At 71.8% G+C, this 18582-nt stretch carries 20 protein-coding genes and 1 pseudogene; 8 read left to right on the top strand and 13 right to left on the bottom strand.

What is annotated here, in order from left to right:
- The first annotated feature begins 231 nt into the window (after positions 1-231).
- Together HA039_RS01985 and HA039_RS01980 are read left to right on the top strand one after the other, a co-directional pair.
- Positions 232-1383: a lactonase family protein gene (locus HA039_RS01985; protein ID WP_167022826.1), complete on the top strand. Its 1152-nt coding sequence runs from the start codon at positions 232-234 to the stop codon at positions 1381-1383.
- Positions 1384-1526: 143 nt separating this feature from the next.
- On the top strand, positions 1527-2360 hold the full coding sequence (locus HA039_RS01980; protein WP_167022823.1) for a response regulator: 834 nt from the start codon (positions 1527-1529) through the stop codon (positions 2358-2360).
- Between the two features lie 12 nt (positions 2361-2372).
- Here the strand turns inward: HA039_RS01980 and HA039_RS01975 are convergent, their stop codons facing one another.
- The 4 genes from HA039_RS01975 to HA039_RS01960 all read right to left on the bottom strand — a co-directional run bounded on the left by HA039_RS01975 (position 2373) and on the right by HA039_RS01960 (position 5963).
- The gene (locus HA039_RS01975; protein ID WP_243869036.1) at positions 2373-2834 is read right to left on the bottom strand and encodes a hypothetical protein; all 462 of its coding nucleotides are present in this window, start codon (positions 2832-2834) and stop codon (positions 2373-2375) included.
- A gap of 164 nt (positions 2835-2998) precedes the next feature.
- Complete coding sequence (locus HA039_RS01970) at positions 2999-4273, bottom strand: MFS transporter (RefSeq protein WP_243869033.1); 1275 nt, start codon at positions 4271-4273, stop codon at positions 2999-3001.
- Positions 4270-5421 carry a PLP-dependent cysteine synthase family protein gene (locus HA039_RS01965; protein WP_167022820.1) on the bottom strand — a complete coding sequence of 384 codons (1152 nt, stop codon included), beginning with the start codon at positions 5419-5421 and terminating at the stop codon, positions 4270-4272. Before HA039_RS01965 ends, HA039_RS01970 begins: the two co-directional genes overlap by 4 nt.
- 122 nt (positions 5422-5543) lie before the next feature.
- Positions 5544-5963, bottom strand: a complete 420-nt coding sequence (locus tag HA039_RS01960) for a hypothetical protein (RefSeq protein WP_167022817.1) — start codon at positions 5961-5963, stop codon at positions 5544-5546.
- 208 nt (positions 5964-6171) lie between these two features.
- On the opposite strand from HA039_RS01960, the gene HA039_RS01955 reads away from it, so the two are divergent.
- A complete protein-coding gene (locus HA039_RS01955) occupies positions 6172-7671 on the top strand; it encodes a CehA/McbA family metallohydrolase domain-containing protein (protein ID WP_167022813.1) in 1500 nt (499 codons plus the stop codon).
- Position 7672: 1 nt separating this feature from the next.
- On the opposite strand, the gene HA039_RS01950 is transcribed toward HA039_RS01955, so the two are convergent.
- The 4 genes from HA039_RS01950 to HA039_RS01940 all read right to left on the bottom strand — a co-directional run bounded on the left by HA039_RS01950 (position 7673) and on the right by HA039_RS01940 (position 10776).
- Positions 7673-8467 carry a PIG-L deacetylase family protein gene (locus tag HA039_RS01950; protein WP_243869974.1) on the bottom strand — a complete coding sequence of 265 codons (795 nt, stop codon included), beginning with the start codon at positions 8465-8467 and terminating at the stop codon, positions 7673-7675.
- Positions 8464-9060, bottom strand: a complete 597-nt coding sequence (locus HA039_RS01945) for a DUF4253 domain-containing protein (RefSeq protein WP_167022810.1) — start codon at positions 9058-9060, stop codon at positions 8464-8466. The genes HA039_RS01950 and HA039_RS01945 overlap by 4 nt, the downstream gene beginning before the upstream one ends.
- 98 nt (positions 9061-9158) lie before the next feature.
- On the bottom strand, positions 9159-9293 hold the full coding sequence (locus tag HA039_RS34305) for a hypothetical protein (RefSeq protein ID WP_279592811.1): 135 nt from the start codon (positions 9291-9293) through the stop codon (positions 9159-9161).
- Between the two features lie 412 nt (positions 9294-9705).
- Positions 9706-10776, bottom strand: a complete 1071-nt coding sequence (locus HA039_RS01940; RefSeq protein ID WP_243869031.1) for an NUDIX hydrolase — start codon at positions 10774-10776, stop codon at positions 9706-9708.
- Positions 10777-10959: 183 nt separating this feature from the next.
- Here HA039_RS01940 and HA039_RS01935 point away from each other — a divergent pair, with 183 nt between their 5' ends.
- Complete coding sequence (locus HA039_RS01935) at positions 10960-11529, top strand: HAD domain-containing protein (protein ID WP_167022807.1); 570 nt, start codon at positions 10960-10962, stop codon at positions 11527-11529.
- 37 nt (positions 11530-11566) lie between these two features.
- Here HA039_RS01935 and HA039_RS01930 read toward each other — a convergent pair whose 3' ends face one another.
- From HA039_RS01930 to HA039_RS01920, 3 genes are all read right to left on the bottom strand, one after another.
- A complete protein-coding gene (locus HA039_RS01930) occupies positions 11567-12970 on the bottom strand; it encodes an MFS transporter (protein WP_243869028.1) in 1404 nt (467 codons plus the stop codon).
- The gene (locus HA039_RS01925) at positions 12963-13409 is read right to left on the bottom strand and encodes a MarR family winged helix-turn-helix transcriptional regulator (RefSeq protein WP_167022804.1); all 447 of its coding nucleotides are present in this window, start codon (positions 13407-13409) and stop codon (positions 12963-12965) included. Before HA039_RS01925 ends, HA039_RS01930 begins: the two co-directional genes overlap by 8 nt.
- A 195-nt stretch (positions 13410-13604) precedes the next feature.
- Positions 13605-13958, bottom strand: coding sequence for a PRC-barrel domain containing protein (locus HA039_RS01920; RefSeq protein ID WP_167022801.1), 354 nt, complete (start codon positions 13956-13958; stop codon positions 13605-13607).
- A 319-nt stretch (positions 13959-14277) separates the two neighbouring features.
- On the opposite strand from HA039_RS01920, the gene HA039_RS01915 reads away from it, so the two are divergent.
- Positions 14278-14601 (top strand): hypothetical protein, encoded by a 324-nt coding sequence (locus HA039_RS01915; protein ID WP_167035980.1) that lies wholly within the window; start codon positions 14278-14280, stop codon positions 14599-14601.
- 128 nt (positions 14602-14729) lie between these two features.
- Here HA039_RS01915 and HA039_RS01910 read toward each other — a convergent pair.
- Positions 14730-15448, bottom strand: a pseudogene (locus HA039_RS01910) (DinB family protein).
- A gap of 178 nt (positions 15449-15626) precedes the next feature.
- Between HA039_RS01910 and HA039_RS01905 the strand changes: the two are divergent.
- The 3 genes from HA039_RS01905 to HA039_RS01895 all read left to right on the top strand — a co-directional run bounded on the left by HA039_RS01905 (position 15627) and on the right by HA039_RS01895 (position 17907).
- On the top strand, positions 15627-16616 hold the full coding sequence (locus HA039_RS01905) for a CehA/McbA family metallohydrolase (RefSeq protein ID WP_243869026.1): 990 nt from the start codon (positions 15627-15629) through the stop codon (positions 16614-16616).
- A gap of 132 nt (positions 16617-16748) precedes the next feature.
- Positions 16749-17219, top strand: a complete 471-nt coding sequence (locus HA039_RS01900; protein WP_167022794.1) for a MarR family winged helix-turn-helix transcriptional regulator — start codon at positions 16749-16751, stop codon at positions 17217-17219.
- An 85-nt stretch (positions 17220-17304) separates the two neighbouring features.
- Positions 17305-17907, top strand: coding sequence for a DinB family protein (locus HA039_RS01895; protein WP_167022791.1), 603 nt, complete (start codon positions 17305-17307; stop codon positions 17905-17907).
- 16 nt (positions 17908-17923) lie between these two features.
- On the opposite strand, the gene HA039_RS01890 is transcribed toward HA039_RS01895, so the two are convergent.
- On the bottom strand, positions 17924-18556 hold the full coding sequence (locus tag HA039_RS01890; protein WP_167022788.1) for an isochorismatase family protein: 633 nt from the start codon (positions 18554-18556) through the stop codon (positions 17924-17926).
- Positions 18557-18582: the final 26 nt, after the last annotated feature.

Below are 18582 nucleotides of genomic sequence, written 5' to 3'. Positions count from 1 at the left end.
GGGGGAGGTGCGGCGGCCGGGAGCGGGCCTGGGAGGCGTCGAACGGGCCGGGACGCGACACCTGCGACCGTTCGCCGCCAACCGATCATCCTAACGAGGTACGCCCGGAGCGGGGCGCCCCGCTCCGGGCGTACCCCGCTCCAGGATGACGGCGGAACGACGCTCTCTGCCGGCCCCCGACGCATGCCTTACCCAGGAGTCGCGCGGCCGGCCGTACTCAGGAGAAGACAGATGCCGACCCCTCCCCGCCGATTCGCCCGCACCCTCAAGGCCGCCGTGACCGTGGCCCTCGCGGCCACCGCGTTCGCGACCCCCGCGGTCTCCGCCCCGTCGACCCCGTCTGCCCATGACCACGGCAGGGCCGTGTTCGTCCAGAACGACCGTGTCGCGGGAAACCAGGTCATCGCCTACCGGCGCGCCGCCGACGGGTCGCTGCACGGGCGCACCGTCTACGGCACCGGCGGCAAGGGCGGCGTCCTCGCCGGCTCCGTCGTCGACCACCTGGCCTCACAGGGCTCGCTGACGTACGAGCCCCACCACAAGCTGCTGTACGCGGTCAACGCGGGCAGCAACACCCTCACCGTCTTCTCGGTCGACGGCGACCGCCTCCACCGCGAGCAGATCATCACCTCCGGCGGGGTGTTCCCCGTCAGCGTCGCCGCGCACGGGGACCGGGTGTACGTGCTCAACGCACGTGAGGGCGGCTCCGTCCAGGGCTACCGGCTGGCGGACGGACGACTGCACCGGGTCGCGGCCTGGCACCGCGAACTGGGTCTGGACACGACCACCGCACCCGAGTTCACCCACACCCCGGGCCAGGTGGCGTTCACCCCGGACGGCTCCCAGCTCGTCGTCACGACCAAGCTGGGCGGCAACAGCATCGCGGTCTTCCCCTTCGGCCCTTCGGGCGCGCCCGCCCCCGAGCCGGTCGTGAACAGCAAGGAAGGGTCCCAGCCGTTCGGGCTGACCTTCGACGCCCGCCACCGCCTCGTGGTCGCCGACGGCGCGGAGAACAGCCTCCTGACGTTCCGCCTGCGCGAGGACGGCGACGCCGAACTCGTCGACGACGCCCCGACCGGCCAGCAGGCGAGCTGCTGGGTCGTCCGCGTCGGCGACCACTTCTACGTCTCCAACGCGGGCAGCAACACCCTCTCCGCCTTCCGCCAGACGCGCCGCGCCGCGCTCGAACCGCTGGGGAACACCCCCACCGGCGCCGGCACCGTCGACTCGGCCGTCACTCCTGACGGCCGCTACCTCTACGTGCAGACCGGTGGCGCGGGCGCCGTCGACGCCTTCCGTATCGGCAGGGACGGCGGGCTCACCAAGATCGGCACGACCGTGGTTCCCGACGGGGTCGGCGGCGAGGGCATCGTCGCGCTCTGACCCGGTCCCGGGGCGCCGGCCGGGCGGTTCCGCCCGGTCGGCCGCCCGCCGGGGCACCCCCGGCGGGCGGCGCCGGGCGCGGGCAGCGTACCGTTGCCCGACAACAACTGTTGTCGAGAGCGGCACCTGGTTAAGGTTCTCCCATGGTCCCCGACGTTGCCCCCGTGTCCGACGACCATGTGCTGACCGGCCTCGCCGAGGAAGCGGTGAGGGCGTTGGCGCACCAGCTGGCGGCACAGGCCCGAGGGGCCCCGGACGGAGAGGGAGGGACCGACGGCATCGCGACGGCGACCGGCGAACCCGCCCCCGAGGCGTTGACGGAGCTGGACCGGCTGCGCGCGCTGTCCTACCTGAGCCGGGCCGTGGAGCGGTGCGCGCGGGACCAGGCCGCCGCCGCGGCGCAGGCCGGCGCGAACTACCCCCAGCTCGGCGACGCGTGGGGCATCACCCGGCAGGGCGCCCGCCGCCGCTGGCCCGGACTCGTCTTCACCGCCCAGCCCGCCTCGCGCCCCCTTCCCTCCACCCAGCACAGGAGCACAGCCGTGAACCCCTTCTCGATCGACCGCCCCTACAGCGTGCTCCTCGTCGAGGACGACCTCGCCGACGCGCTGCTCGTCGAGGAGGCGCTCGTCGCGCGCGGCATGGCTCGTACGATCACGCAGGTCACCGACGGCATCGCCGCCCTGGAGCACCTGCGCGACCCCGAAACGGAGCGCCCCGACCTGATCGTCCTGGACCTGAACATGCCGCGGATGAACGGCAGGGAGCTCCTCGCGGTCCTCAAGGACGACCCGGCCCTCGGCCCCATCCCGGTGGTGGTCCTCACCACGTCCGCCGCGCCCGACGACATCGAGGGCGCCTACCGCCAGCACGCCAACGCGTACGTCGCCAAGCCGGTCAACCTGGACGAGTTCATCACCGCCGTGCAGGGCATCGACGCCTTCTTCCTCGACACGGCGACCCTGCCGCGCCCGTAGCGCTTCCTGCGGTCAGGGGGTCGAGCCGGGGGCCGTGACGGGCGGCGCGTTCATGTCGCGCAGCTTCCGGAGGTCGCCGCCCACCTTCTTCCGCAGCTCCGCGAGCAGTTCCGGTGTGCCGCCGATGGCCCAGCGCGGTCCGACCAGGTAGGTCCCGCCGTACATGGCGGCCGCGTCCAGCCAGGTCCGCTTGAACTTCTCGGCGGGGAAGGTCGTCACGGTCCAGCTTCCCTTGGGCGTGACGCACACGCCTTCCCTGAGTTCGTCCGCGTCGGTGCGGATGTCGGCCTCGCAATCGGTCAGCGCCGCGATCCTCTCGATGTCCGCCGGGGCGGCCGCCGGTATCCCGCCGGCCCGCGACGCGGAAGGCCGCGCGGCCTTCCCGTCGGCCGAGCAGGCCGTGGTCAGCGAGGCGAGAGCGAGCACGGCCACGAGCAGGGCGCCGCAGGCGTGGTGCGGGCGGTGGGCGGTCACCGGTTGTCCCCTTACGAGTCGTGAGATCGGCGGAGTCCGAATGCGTGAAGGGATACGGATGCCGCCGGGCACCCGTTCAGCGCGCCGGGGCCGGATGCGACCGTAACCAGGGCCAGCAGCAAGGGGGTTGGTACGCGACGGTCGCCGCGTACCAACCCCCTCCTTCACGCCCGTACCGCCGCCCCCGCGGTCACACCGAGGTTCCCGCTACGGGCCAGGGCGGCCACCGCGCCCGCGCACCCCGCCCCGACGAGAACCAGCACCAGCCACGGCAGGGCGGCCGCACCGGCGTCGCGCCCCGCGTCGAGGACCGCCCCGGTGGCCAGGTTCCCCACGGTGATGCCCACCCCGCAGACGGTGTTGTACAGGCCGTAGTGGGTCGCGACCCACCGGCCGCCGGACAGGGCGACGATCGTGTCCATCTCGTACGGGTACAGCACCGCCGTCGCCACCGCCAGCAGCCCGGCGCAGGCCAGGAGCGGCACGAGCGCGAGCGCGGCCTCCCAGCCGCCTCGCACCGGCACCGCGCCCGCCGTGAGGGCCGGCGGCAGGAACGCCGCCGCCATCAGGGCGAGTCCGGCGACCAGGCAGCGGTGGGGCGTCCACGTACGCCCGCACCACGCGGTGATGCGCATCTGTCCCGCGAGCGCGACCAGGCCCGAGACGACGAACAGCGCACTGGTGGCCGCGGTGCCGTACGTACCGTCGCCCACCAGGCGCGTCGTCTCCAGCGGCAGCGCCAGGTAGATCTGGAAGGACAGGACGTACGAGCCGGTCATCGCGGCGGCGAACAGCCAGAAGGGCCGGTTGCGCAGGACCGCGCCGGCCTGCTCCCGCCAGGTCGCCCCGGCCGGGTCCGCCGCCCCCTTCCTGGCGGGTAGCCACCGCAGTTGAAGCAGCGTCAGCAGGCCGAAGAGCACCGCCGCCACGGCACACGTGACCGGGAACGACACGGCCGTCAGGGCCAGTCCGACGAGCGGACCGAGCAGGATCCCGGTCTGGTAGAAGACGTGGAAGAGCGCGAACGCCTCCACCCGGCGCTCCCCGGCCCCGGCGGCGAGATAGGCGCGGACGGCCGGGTTGAACAGGGCGCCGGCCAGACCCGTGGCGGCCGACGCCGCCAGGAGGCCGGGCAGGCTGTCGACGACGCCGAGCGCGGCGAAGCCGACCGTACGCAGCGCGCACCCCGCGACGATCAGCGGGCGGTAGCCGAACCGGTCGGCGAGCAGGCCGCCGACGAGGAACATGCCCTGCTGGGACAGGTTGCGCAGGCCCAGGACCAGCCCGACCGCCCAGGCACCGAGGACCAGGGTGCCCGACAGGTGAACGGCCAGATAGGGCATGAGCATGTAGAAGCCCAGGTTGATGGCGAGCTGGTTCACCAGCAGGAGTTGGACCGTGGTGTCGAAGGAACGCGCCTGGCGCCAGAGGGAGTTCACGGCCGGTCTCCCCTCACCGTCGGAGTCGCCCGGGTGCTCCCGGGGGCCGCCAAGGGGTCGGTGACCGTACCGCATCGGGCCCACGCCGACACCTCGGCCTCATCGGGACTGGCGAGTGTGCGCGGGCCGGTGGGTTCCTCGGTGAGGAGGAGACCGTGGGCGCGGCAGTAGTCGTCGTTGAAGACGGTGTCGAAGTAGCGGTGCGGCCCGTCGGGGAAGACGGCGGCGATCCGGGTCCCTTCCGGCTGTGTACGGGCCAGCCAGCCGGCCACCAGCGCGACCGCGCCCACGCTCCATCCGCCGGTGGCGAACTGCCGCGCGGCCAGGCGCCGGGCGCACCAGACCGCCTCGGCCGGGGCGACCCAGTGGACCTCGCTGAAGGCGCCGTAGTCGACGTTGCGGGGGTGGATGGACGAGCCGAGGCCGCGCATCAGCCGGGTCCTGGCGGGCTGGCCGAAGATCGTCGAGCCGATGGTGTCGACCCCGACCAGCCGCATCGCGGGCATCCGCTCGCGCAGGCCCCGGGCGATCCCGGCGGAGTGGCCGCCGGTGCCTACCGCGCACACCAGTACGTCGATGTGGTCCAGTTGACCGGCCAGTTCGTCGGCGAGTCCGGCGTACGCGGCCACGTTGTCCGGGTTGTGGTACTGGTCCGGGCTCCATGCCCCGGGGTGCGCGGACAGGAGCGCGGCGACCTTCCGGCGGCGCGCTTCCTGCCAACCGCCCTCCGGGTGGGGCCGGTCGACGACGTACAGCGTGGCTCCGTGGGCGGTGAGCATCCGCCGCATGAGGGGTTCCATGCCGGGATCGGTGACCAGGTGCACCGGATGGCCGAGGAGGACCCCGGCCAGTGCCAGGCCGAGGCCGAGCGTCCCGGAGGTCGACTCCACGACGGGCGCGCCGGGGAGGAGGTCACCGCGCTCCCGGGCGCGGTCGACCATGTACAGGGCGGCGCGGTCCTTGATGCCGCCGGGGTTGAACCCTTCGAGCTTCGCCCAGAACCCGGCGGGGGAGGCCGCGAAGGGTTCGTCGACCCACAGGACGGGCGTGTTGCCGACGGCGCCCAGGACGCTGCGCGGGGGAGGGGTGGTGGGAGCGGTGGTGCTGATCGGAGTGAGGGGCGGGACGGGCAGGGAGAGTCCGGTCATCGGGCGGATGTCTTTCGTGCGGCCCGGGGCACGACGGCGGCCCCGGGGGAGGAGCGTTCGGGGACGGCCGACCGCTCGCCGGGCGGCGGGAGACCGCCGTACGACGGAGCGGTCCGGCCCGGTCACGTCCTCGACACGCACACCCGGCTCAGCACGTCCCGACCTCCGCCGTCGGGTGGCCCGCGCCGTGGGGTTCCGGCACACCAGGGGACCGTGGTCCCGGACCACCGGCCGCCGACCGTCGGGGGGAGCGCCGCGAGGGGGCGGAACTGGTCCGGCTGGGCGGCGAGATGGTGCTCCACCACGGGCGCGCAGGACGGATCCGGGTCGCCGCACCCCGACCGGAAGTCCGAGGCGTCCGACGCTGACCCGTCCGACGCCGAGACGGTCGTACGGGCGACGGGCGGGTCGAGCAGCCGGTGATGGCCGCCGCTGTCGCACGCGCCCAGCAACACGGCGGCCAGAGCCGCCAGCACCAGGGTGACCACCCAGGTGCCGTACTCACGGAGATGCTCCGACCGACTTCGCACAGTGACGCTCACGTTACCTTGTGTCGCCGGTCGGGTCGGCGGGGGCGTGCCCGGGAGCGCCCCCGGAGGTAAAGCACAGTTCAACGGTGCCCCAAGCACGGACCGGGAGGTGTTGTTCTCGATCGACGCGAACGTTGTTCATGTTCCGTTCGATTGGCCACCCGAGACTCCTCGTTGCCCCCCAGTGTTGCCCCCCAGTAGTTGAACGAGAGGCCTCATCGTGAAGAACAGGAACGGCCAGGACCCGGAGTTCTCGGCGATCTCGCGCCGCCGGTTGGTCAAGTACGCCGGCGTCGGGGCAACGCTGGCGGCGGCGAGCCCGCTCGCGGCCGCCGGGCCGGCCGCGGCCGACGACAACAGCCGCGACCAGGGCGGGCACGGCGACTCCGGCAAGCGGGTGTGGCGGGCCGGCGACCACCACGTGCACTCCGAGTACAGCGGTTCGTTCGACACGTCGACCAACCCGCCGAAGTTCATCAAGGGCGGCGACGCCGTCTACCCGATCGTCACCAACGCGATCATGGCGAAGCACTTCGGCCTCAGCTGGGTGATGTGCACCGACCACGGCGGCCCGACGCACTCCAAGGTGAACCTGGAGCAGGCCTACCCCGACCTGCTGCGGTCCCGCCTGCTGGTGCCCGGTGTGCTCCAGTTCTGGGGCATGGAGTTCGACGCGCCCGCGCTCGACCACCACACGCTGATGATCCCTCACCACGCCGACGAGGCACAGCAGTTGTACGAGCTGGAGAGCCGCTTCGCGAAGAACGACCCCTTCCCCGCCGACCCGGGCCGCGACACCGAGGCCAAGATGGTCGAGTTCCTGAAGGCCGCGAAGGACATGCGGCGCAAGCCGCTGGTGATCGCCCACCACACCTCGCGGTCGGCGACCGGCCTCGGCGTGTACGGACAGGACACGCCGCGCGAGTTCCGTAACGGCAACAACGCCGCGCCGGACATCTACGTCGGCTTCGAGGGAGCCCCGGGCCACCAGGCGGGGCCGCTCAACGGGGGCGCGCGTGGCGGGTACGGCAACTACCCGACCCACGGCGGCTTCGACCAGATGACGGCGCGCCTCGGCGGCGTCTGGGACTCGCTGCTCGGTGAGGGCCGCCACTGGTGGATCACCGCGACCTCCGACTCGCACGTGCACTGGACGCGCGGCGGCTCCGACTTCTGGCCGGGCGAGTACAGCAAGACCCACGTGCTGGCCAGGCAGGACTACGCCGACATCATGGACGGCCTGCGCAACGGGCGGATCTGGGTGGGCACCGGCGACCTGATCACCAGCCTCGACGTCAGCGCGAGCAACCGCGGCAACGAGGCGTCGGTGGGCGAGACGCTCACCGTGAGCCGCCGCAACCGTACGGACGTGGAGATCGAGATCAGGTTCCGCCCCCTGGAGGGCAAGAACGCCAACGGCGACCGCCCGGAGGTCCGCCGCGTCGACCTGATCACGGGCCGCGTCACGGGCCCGAGCGCCAGCCTCGACACCGACACCAACCCGACAACCAAGGTGGTGGCGCGGTTCGGCCCGCGCGACTGGCGCAGGGAGGGCAAGGAGTACGTCATCCGGCACACCCTGCGCGACGTGGAGGCCGACCTCTACGCCCGCGTGCGCGGCACGAGCACGGACGAGGCCGAACCGCTCGCGGACGGCAAGGAGAGCCCGTGGGACGACCTGTGGTTCTACTCGAACCCGGTCTTCGTCAAGGTCCGCTGACTCAGGCCGTCAACCGCCCCTGCCCCGTACCGGCCGGGGGAGGGGTGAGGCTCGGGCGGGTGTAGTACTCCGTACCGAGAATCCTGTCCCGCGCCTCCTGCCCGAGGCGGGACAGGATCCCGGGCAGGGGCCGCTCTCCCGCCACCTGACTGCGATGCGCCCGGATCGCCGCCCACTTCCGGTCGAGCCACGCCGCCACGTCGACGGTCACGGTGGCGTACGCGTCGGGAGTGCTCAGCACGGCCTTGCCGACCCTGGTCAGCAGCGGCCCGAGACCACCGACCCCGGAGTGCGGGTGGGTGGCCGAGTAGAGGGCGCCGGTCTGCCAGGGCGCGCCGGCCTCCGGGTAGAGGTGCGCGTACGCGGCGGCCTCCACCGCGAGCAGGGCCACCCGGTGGGTGTGCCGGTGGTCGGGGTGGCCGGTCAACTGCCCCAGAGCGTCATGGGTGATCACGACGGCGGGGCGGAACTCCCGTACCTGCGCGACCAGTCGGGCGATGACCTCGTCCAGCGGGGCGTCGAGGAGCCGCGGGCGTCCTGGGGCCGACGCGTTGTCGCGTGCGTCCCCGTATCCGAGCATGCGGGGTGCGCCCGCGCCGAGGACGCCGAGGGCGTCGGCGAGTTCGGCGGACCGGTGACCGGTGGGGGCCCAGGTGGTGGTGACAACTCCCGTACGCGCGCCGCCCGCCGCGTGCTGGGCGAGGACTCCGCCGGAGAGGAGCGACTCGTCGTCGGGGTGGGCGAACACGCCGAGGAGGGACGGCGGCGGGGACGCGGTCGCGCGGGCCGGGTTCAGTCCCACCAGAAGGACCAGACGTCGCGGCCCAGGACCTGGTTGGCCGCGTGGGCGGACAGGACCTCGTCGTCGTCCTGGACGATGGTGTCGGGCGAGAAGGCGAAGTGCTCGACGGCGATACGCTCCGCCTCCGCGATCGTCCGCACCCGCGCCGCCACCGAGACGATCAGGCGGTGGGGGGCGAGGCCCACCAGACGGGTGCCGAAGCGCTCCTCCCAGGAGGCCAGGACGGCGACCAGGTCGGAGGCGTCGTAGGGGAAGGCGAACCCCGGGCCGCGCTCCTCGAACAGGGCGGGTATCTCGGCGCTGCGGTACGGACGGCGCAGGGCGAACTCCTCCTGGCCGCCGAAGACACCGCGCGCCTCGTCACCCGCGCACTCCGCGTGCTGACGCCGCTGCCACTCCACCACCTCCGCCAGCACCTTCAGCGCCGGCGCGTCGGCATCGGCCCACGGCCCGGGCACGACGGGCGCGAGCCCCGGCCATTCCAGGCCGAACGGGGCGACGGCCTCGGCCACGTCCTCGGGGTCGTGGTCCGTATCCGTGACGTAGCCCTGCCACTCCTCCGACAGAACCCGCTCCACCGCACGCACGCCCACGACTCTCCCCACAGATCGGCCCGGCAGACCGGCCTGGCGTACCAGCCCGGTGCATTCCGCCGAAAGCTAGCACCCGGCTCCGACAGGGCCGCCTACAGCGGCGAGCCGTCGAAGTAGTGGAAGCCGGTCTCCTCGTCACAGCGGAAACTCAGCGCGTCACGGCCGATGCCGAGCGCGTCGAGCAGGATGCCCAGCGCCGCGTCGACGTCCTGTTCCGACCGCCCCACCCACACGAACGTACTCGGATCGGGGCTCCCCTCAAGCCGGCTGAGGGCGAAGTCCACACGCCGGATGCGGAACATGGCGGCATCGACATAGCCCAGGTCTTCCCAGCCACGCTCGACGTCAGCCGCAAACGGGCCGCAAGTGCCCCCAACGGCGGCCTCAGCCCCGCCACCAGACGGAATGAGTCGGCCGCGTACCTCCACACGCTCGCCTGGAACGCGGGATTGCGATTGCCGCCCTGGTACGACGGAGCACTCTTCCAGTCCGGCTCCGGCCCAGGCACCTCGAACTCGGCCACAACAACCCCCACCCCTCCACCTGACCGTCCACGTTCACCCTCACGGTATCCGGGGGAGTGCACCAGGGCAGACCCGGTGGACCTTCTCGGTCACGTTGGACGAGGTCGCGTACCGTCTAGGCGTCGATGGGCCGTTCGGGCGGGTCCGTCTGGGCCGCGTGTCGGTGCACGAGGGCGATCGTCGAGGGGTGCAGGCGCAGCCGGTGCAGCATGTCGGGCGCGAACCAGCGGAGCAGGACGCCCTCGTTGAGGGTGAGGCTGTCCGGGTCGCCGTTCCAGCGACCGGCGAAGACCTGGACCGGGAGGCACAGGCCGTCGACGCCCGTCGCCCTTTCCACGGCGAACGGCGTCAGGTCGGACAGGCGCAACTCCGGTACCTCCTCGGCGAGTTCGCGCAGGAGCGTCTCCTCCAGCGACTTGTCGTCCGGCTCCCGGCCGCCTCCGAGCAGGGCGAAGGCGCCCGGCTCCCAGATGTGGGGGTAGTTGTCGCGCAGGTGGAGCAGGTAGCGGCCCGAGTTGTCGTGGATCAGGGCGGAGGCGTTGACCGGTCGGGGCAGTCCGTCGAGGCCGTCACCCGCGTCGCCTCTGTCGACCCCGTCGATCCCGTGGTCCTCGGCGGCCAGGAGCTTCGCGCGCAGGCTCGGGGAGGTGACGTCCGCGAAGGCGCGCCACTGGGCGTGGGGGACCCCCGCGTCGTCCAGCGCGAGAGGCTGCGGTTCGTCGTCGGCCAGGCAGAGGACGAAGCGGACGTCGTAGTGCCGGTGGGCGCTCTCGCCGCGAAGCGGGTCGGGGGCGGCCTCCTGGACGTCGATGTCGATCGGCGTACCCAGGTACCGCGCCGTCAGGCACAGGGCTCCGGGCCTGATTCCGGTCTCCTCGGCCACCTCGCGCAGGACCGTGGCGAGGAGGGTGCGATCGCCCGGCTCCGCGTGGCCTCCCGGGGGCAGCACCAGGCCGGTGGCCCGGCGGCGGACGTGCAGGATCCGCCGGTTCCGGTCCACCACCACGGCGCTGCACGTCACGTGCCCCGGCAGCGTCGCGCGGCTCGTGGGCTCGGCCGCCGCGTCGAGCACGGCGAGAAGGGGCCGAAGAGGGACCCGCTCGGCCGGGTGGCGCGCGAGGTAGTCCTCGACAAGCGCGCGGACATCGGATCGCGCGGGCAGGGCGGGCACGGGGACAGGTGTCACGTGGATGCCTTCTCTTCCGGTGTACGAGGCGGGTACCCACGAAACGCGCCGGACCAGGTCCCGTCACGGCCGATCGCGGGCAGTTCGTGAACGTCGCTTCCCAGGCCAGGGACCGGGCATGCGGCCTCCGCGCGCTCCCCACGACGATGTTCGATCCGGTTAACGCGCCGTTAGTGTGCCTTCATGACTGACGACAGGGAGTCCGAGTCCCCACTCCTTTTCCTGGACGTCGACGGCACGCTCCTGCCGTACGGCGGAGCGCGGCTTCCGGCGAGCCCCGACGGATGGGACGAGTGGCAGGACACGGGGAATCCCCAGCTGGCGAAGATCGACCGCGCGCACGGGCCGCGCCTGCTCGCGCTGCCCTGTGCGCTGATGTGGGCCACGGCCTGGATGACCGACGCCAACGTAGTGATCGCCCCGTTGCTCGGGCTGCCCCAACTGCCCGTCGTGGAACTGCCGGACGCGCCGGAGGAGGACGAGGTGGGTCGGCTGCACTGGAAGACCCGGGCGCTTGTCGAACTGGCGGCCGGACGCGCGTTCGTCTGGGTCGACGACGAGATCACCGACCTCGATCGTGCGTGGGTGGCCGGGCACCACCCGGGGCGCGCCCTCCTCCACCGGGTCGATGCCATGATCGGCCTCACCGACACGGACTTCGTCGCGCTCGACCACTGGTTGCGCGACGGGAGCACGGACGGCCACCCGCACGATCACGCCCACGGCCACACCCCCACCCCTCGACCGTCGTGACCTCGCCCCGCCGCCCGAGAACCCACGCACCGCCGGTTCACGCATCGCCGAAGGAACGGCCCAGCGCGCGGTCGAAGAGCGTCAGGAGGAGGTAGATCGCGCCCGCGCCGAGCATGATCCAGGCGAGGTGGTGCATGCCGCCCGTGTCCGCGCGCTGCCCGAAGGACGCTGCCGTGGTGGAGGAGGCGACCATCGAGCCCACGTACGCGAAGGTGCGCAGCAGGCCGGCCGACGACGCGGTGCGCTCGGGATCGGCCTGGAAGTAGACGGAGTTCTGGAGGGCGAGGCTGTTCAGCCCCTGGGGGAGGCCGAAGATCAGGGCGACCAGTACCAGCATCCACACGGGGCTGCTCCCGGTCAGCGTCAGCATCACCAGGCACGCGATCACCTGCCCGACCCCGCCGACGAGCAGCTTCCCGCGCACGCCCTCGCGCCGCCCGGAGAGGATCGAGACCCCGATGGCCACCAGGAACATCGGGATCTGCACCAGCCCGGCGTGGAAGGGCGACAGCCCGAAGCCTTCCTCGGTCCATTGCGTGAACCCGTAGAGGAAGGAGTACGAGACGACGTACGCGACCAGCGCCCGCCCGTAGGTGACCAGCAGCGGGGTGTTGCCGCCCAGCACCCGCAGGTCGATGAACGGGGTGGCGGCCCGGAACTCCCGTACCCCGAAAGCGACACTCGCCGCCGCGGCGATCGCCAGCAGGTACCAGTCACGCAGATGCAGGTTCATCAGGAACAACAGCAACGACACCAGCATCGCGGCGAACAGCGCCATGCCGGGCAGATCGAGCCGCTCGGCGAGGCGCCCGCGTTCCGAGGACCGCGCGGCGGCGGTCTCCTTGGGCAGCCGGAACAGTCCCAGCAGTACGGCCGCGACGGCCAGCGGCACGTTCAACGCGAACGTCGAGCGCCACCCGCCGAGCCCGACCAGCAGACCGCCCAGCAGCGGGCCGATCACGGCGATGGTCTGGTTGGTGACGGCCAGGGCGGTCAGTACGCCGCCGGGACTGTCCTGCCCGGTACGTCTCGCCTCGCTGCGCAGCAGCGCCATCGCGGCGGGGTACCCGGCGCAGGTGCCGAACCCGAGCAGGACCCGCGACCCGATCAGCACCCCCAGATTCGGCGCCAGGGTGCCGATCACACCGGCCACGCCGACCAGGCTCGTGCTGACGAGGAAGAGCCTGCGCGGCCCGAAGATGTCGATGAGCCGGCCCACGACGGGCTGTCCGAGGGCGGTGGCCAGATAGAGGGCCGAGACCAGCCACGCGGTCTGCGCGGGCGGGGCGCCCAGGGCGTCCCCGATCGGGATGAGGGTGACGGCGATGATCGTCGAGTTGATCGGGTTGAGGATCGAGCCCAGCATCATCGGCGGCAGCAGCCGGCGGTCGAAGCCCGCCCCCGCCGTCCTGGCGGGCCCCACTGTCTTCTGCTCAGTCATGCGTCAGGCGCTCCAGTACGGTCATGGCGGCGATCACCGCCCGCCGTTCCTCCTCGGTGCAGCGGTCCTGGAGCTCACCGGCGAGCCATTCCTGCCGGGCCTGCCGCCCCACCTCGACCCGCCGCTGCCCCTCGGGGGTCAGCGCGATCAGCAGCCGGCGCCCGTCCTCGGGGTCGGGATGCCGCTCCACCAGCCCCAGCGCGGCCAGCGACGTGACGGTCGTGGTCATCGACTGGTGCCGTACGCCCTCGGCCGCCGCGAGCTCACTGGCCGTGACGCCGGGCTTGTCGGACAGACGGCCCAGGACGGACGCCTGCCCGAACGTGACGTCCTCGGCCCCGGCGGCTCTGAGGATGCGGCGGCGGAGGCGGCCGATGACCGTACGCACCTCGCGTGACGCCTGGACCGCGGAGGGGGAGAGGCGCGGGCTCTGATTCATGTAAGGGACACTAGAACATGCAGGCTGGGTTGTACAGTCTGATCTGCACAGGCTGCCTGTGCCTGCCCTGCGTCAATTGTCGCGTGCAACGTGCCATTGATTCCGAATGGGCGCCCGAAATCATTAATCGCGCACGCGGACGGGGGCCGCCCGGAGCGAATAGGCTCCGGGCGGCCCCCGTCGGGAGTCGAAGTGTCAGACGCGGCGGTGCTTGCCGTAGTGCCCGCCGACCTGCTCGTGATAAGCGGAATCGCCGAGGTGCTTGTCCTTGTCGAACTCGGGGGCGTCCTTGATCTCCGCCTTCGTCCGGTCGACATAGACGGTCTCTTCCGCGGTGTCGATCCGCGTGACGGTGCTGGCCGGCAGCAGGACGTGCTTGCCGAAGATCCAGACACCTGTGTCGACGACCAGGTAGGACGAGCCGACCTCGTCGGAGTGCTTGTCGACCTTGCCGATGCTTCCGTCGCTCGCCTCGACCTTGTAACCGGTCAGGGTGTTGCCCGCGGTGTGGCCGACCGTCGGCTGGTATCCCCACATGTTGTCGCTCATAAAAGGCTCCTCGATCGGCGGTACATACCTTGCAAGAGCGTCATCGTGTTCGGTGATTGCCCTTCGGAGAAGCGGGTGCCCGGGCTTGTTCGTCCCACACCTGGAAACGCCTCGGAAATGAGGAGGTTTTCATGCGGGAAACGCGGGCAGAATGCGGCCGCTAATGTCGAGTTGGGTCATACGCGGCCGGACCCGGCCTCGGTCCCGCCCCACCTCGCTGCCTGCTGCGGGGAAACCGTGTTGTGGGGTCCGGAAGCGCCGTCATAGGGTCACCGGCATGTCTCTACGTCTTCGCATGCGCCAGGCTCTGCCGGAAGCGATGCGCGCCCGTGACAAGGCCGCGGTGAGCGCCCTGCGCGCGACACTCGGCGTGCTGGACAACGCCGAGGCCGTACCGGCGGATGAGTCTCAACTCCGCGGTATGGCCATCGAGCAGTCCCCGGTCGGCGCGGGCGCGGCGGAGGTGGCCCGGCAGGAGCTGAGCGAGGGCGGTGTGGTGGACATCGTACGGGCGGAGGCGGCCGAACGGCTCGAAGCCGCGGCGCAGTTGACGGCCCCGGCCCACGCCGACCGGGCGGCGCGCCTGCGGGCGGAAGCCGCGGTGCTGCTCGGCTTCCTCGACGAGCCCGCCACCACGCGGTGAAGGCCGCCTGTCGGTCGTAGAGGCAGCCGTTCTCACCGGTACCCTCAACGAGCCTCCGTGGCAGGGCTGTTCAAGACGGGGATCACGTTCAGCGGGTCCTCGCCGTTCACCGTCGCTGTCGCCCGCGTCTACCCCACGGCGCCCGCGCGGGTCCTCCACAGGTCGCGGAGCAGGGCGATCTCGGACATGTGGTGGATGAACTCCAGGTTGGCCCCCGCCAGCACGGCCGCGTACGGGTCGTCGGGGTCGGAGCCGTACGGGTACCGCGAGAAGCCCACCGTGTCGAGCTGTTCCTCGGTGACCGCGCCGACACTCTCGCGCCAGCGGTCGATCACCGCCCAGAACCGGTCGAGGGCCAAGGCGGGGAAGGGGTGAAGTCCACCAACTGCCTCGGATCCGCGCGTCGTTCGCCGAAGGTCCACTCCCATTGGCCCGCGAAGTTGACGTGCAGGTGGGCCAGCCGCCACGCGATGGTGGTGACCGGTACGTCGTCGGGCTCCGGCTCACCGGTGTGCGCGAGGACCTCCTCGACCCGCTCGACACTCACACTCCAGTCATCGGCGATTTTGGCGACCGACATCCCACCGGCGGCCTGCCGGGCCACCTCCGCGTACTCGCTCGCCGGGATCTCCGGGGCCCCCTTGTCGAGCACCCACTCACCCGGCCCGAACGCCCTGGGCGTCACAGCCTCGCCGCGACGCCGGATCGACCAGCACCCGGCTACCGGCTCCCACAGGTACTCCTCGTCGCCGAGCCCGGCCAGCCGTACCTGGGCCATCTCCCTGGCCTGGTCGAACTGACCGAGCAACAGCCCCAAACGATCGGTCCGTACGCCCCCGATCTCCACGCCGGACTCCCTTCGTCTGCTGCTTCCCGCACCGCCCCGCGACCAGCCGGAAGCTAACGGCCCACCCCAAGCCACCGCAACAGGTTTCCGTGCGCGCGGGGGACGATGGGGACGGCGTCGTACGAGCGCCTCGGTTCCACGCGGTCCACAGGGTCCACGGGGCTTGGAGGGGATGACCTTGTCGAGTTCGAGCTTTCCGCCGGTACGGGCCGTGGGGCGCGGAGCGGCCTGGTACCGCGGTGACTGCCACGTCCATTCCGTCCACTCGGACGGGGAACTCGACCCTGCGGAGCTGGCCGTCCGGGCCCGCGCCGCCGGGCTCGACTTCATGGCGACGACGGAGCACAACTCGCCCGCGGCGCCCGGCTCGTGGGGGCATCTCGCCGCCGACGACTTCTTGATCGTCCTCGGTGAGGAGGTGACCACGAAGACCGGCCACTGGCTCGCGCTCGGCATCGAACCCGGCCAGGTCGTCGACTGGAACCACCAGGTCAGGGATGCGTCGGTGGGACGGTACGTGGAGCAGGTCCACCGGGTGGGGGGCCTGTGCGTGGCCGCGCATCCGCATGCGCCGTATCCGTCGGGCGACTTCATGTTCCCGTTCGGGGACTTCGACGTGGTGGAGGTGTGGAACGGAGCGTGGACCTCGGACCGCCCCTGGAACGCCGACAACGAGGCCGCCCTGGCGGAGTGGGGGCGGGGTCTCGCGGCCGGTGTCCGGACGGGCTCGTGGCGGGCGGCGATGGGGAACAGTGACACGCACCTGGAGGGGCAGATCGGCATTCCTCACACCGTTGTCTTCGCCGAGGAGTTGGGTACGGAGGCGATCCTGGCCGGAATCCGGTCGGGGCGCAGTTGGATCGCCGGGTCGGCGGACGTGGATCTGTTGTTCACGGCCGAGGCCGGCGGTCGCGTCGCCGGGGTGGGGGAGCGGCTCGCGACCCGGGGTGGGCGGGTCGACGTGAAGGTGGCGGTGAGCGGGGTGCCGAGCGGGAGCGTCAGCTTCCACACGGATCGGGGGAAGGCCCACCGTGCGTCTCTCCCGGGCGGCACGCGGGGTGAGGTCCGGTGGGGGACCAGGGCGGAGGACTCGTCCTTCGTGCGCGTCGAGATCCGCCACCCCGACGGGCACGCGGCCGCGCTCTCCAACCCGATCGTCCTGACCTGATCGTTCGCATCACCTTCCCGACCTTCCGAGTAGTCAATGCTCGTGATAATCTACGTTTCTTATCAACCGTGGAATAGCAGTGGAGGGCCGCCGCCGTCAGCGGTGGCCCGAGCGTGACGAGGGGATCTTCCGGTGGTCACTCGTGAGCAGAGGAACCGGCTGGACCCGGACCTCGGGGTCCTCGCCGGGCGGCTGTTGTTCGCGGTGCAGCGTGAGCTCTTCGCGACCCTCGCGGCGCGGGGGTTCGACGATCTGCACCCCCGGCACGGCGCCGTGCTCGCCTACCTCGATGCCGGCGGGGTGCGGGCCACCGAGCTGTCCCGGCTGTCCGGTCAGCACAAGCAGGTGATCGGCACGATGATCGACGAACTCGAAGGCCTCGGCTACGTCGAACGGCGCCCCGACCCCGCCGACCGCCGCGCCAAGCTCATCTCTCCCACCGAGCGCGGCCTGAGCCAGATGCGCGCCGCCGACCAGATCATGGCCGACCTCCAGGAACGGCACGCCGACCGCGTCGGCCATGAGGCCTTCGCCCAGTTCAAGGCCGTCCTGGCCGATGTGACGGAGCACCAGAGGAGCCATCCGCGCCCCGACGCCTCCTAGGAGCGGCGAGGTCGCCGGCCGGTCGCACAGGGGCGGCGGTCGCGCTCCCGGCCCGTTGTCAGTGGCGGGTGCGAGACTGGTCCGCATGATCGAGTCGAGCGCCAAGGACGACCTCCTCCACTATCTGCGAGCCGCCCGCGAAGCCTTGCTGTGGAAGCTCGACGGGCTCTCCGAGTACGACATCCGCCGCCCGCTGACCCCGACCGGAACGAACCTGTTGGGGCTCGTGAAGCACGTCGCCGGCGTGGAAGCGGGCTACTTCGGCGAGACGTTCGGACGGCCGTTCTTCGAGCGGCCGCCGTCCTGGTACGCGGAAGGGGCCGAGCCGGGCGCGGACATGTGGGCCACCGCCGACGAGTCCCGCGAGCAGATCGTGGGGCTCTACCGCGACGTGTGGAAGCACTCGGACAGCACGATCGCCACGCTGCCGCTCGACGCCGTCGGGCACGTGCGGTGGTGGCCCGAGGAGCGCGCGCGGGTGACGCTGCACCAGGTTTGCGTGCGTGTGATCGCCGACAGCCAACGGCACGCGGGCCATGCCGACATCGTCCGGGAGCTTGTCGACGGAGCCGTCGGGATGTCGGCGGGGAACGCCGGCATGCCGCCCGGCGACAAGGCGTGGTGGCAGGACTACCGGGGCCGGCTGGAGCGTGCGGCGCGGGACGCCGATTCCGGCGCGGCCGGGTAGACCGGCCGGGCCGGTGTCAGGTGTTTTTGGCGTACGCGGCCGACATCTGGCCCACCAGTACGGCGAACGGCATGTCCAAGGCCGCGTAGACCTCACCGGCGGCGGGCGACGCGTTGTCGTCGAGGATCTCGACCATCAGGGTCGCGTAGTCGCTGACGATCACCCCGGCCTGCTGGAGGCGTGCGATGCCGGCCTCCCGCTTGGTCTGCGAGAACGTCCCCGAGGCGTCGACGGCCACGTACGTGTCGTAACCGTCGGCCGTGGCGGCGAGGGCGGGCAGTGCGGCGCAGACCTCCAGCGAGATGCCGGTGAAGATCAGCTTCCGGCGGCCGGTCGCCTCGATCCGGGCCCGGACCCGGCTGTCGCGCCAGGCGTTGACCGAACTCCGGTCGATGACGTCCGTCCCCTCCGGCAGCGCGTCGGCCAGTTCGGGGACGAGCGGGCCCCACATGCTGTCGGCCGCGGTCGTGGTGACCACGATCGGGACCCCGAGCGCCCGAGCCGCCCGGGCCAGGGCGCTCACGTTGTGCTTCAGCTCCAGGAGCCCGGTGTCCCGCACGCCGCTGTAGAGGCCGACCTGATGGTCGACCATGACGACGGCCGCGTTGTCGGCCGTGAGGAACTCCAGGAACTTCGACCTGTCGGACATGTCTGCTTCTCCTCGAAGGGTGCGCA

The organism is Streptomyces liangshanensis (assembly GCF_011694815.1).
GTDB classification, from domain to species: domain Bacteria; phylum Actinomycetota; class Actinomycetes; order Streptomycetales; family Streptomycetaceae; genus Streptomyces; species Streptomyces liangshanensis.
This window is presented reverse-complemented; position numbering and strand designations above follow the sequence as displayed.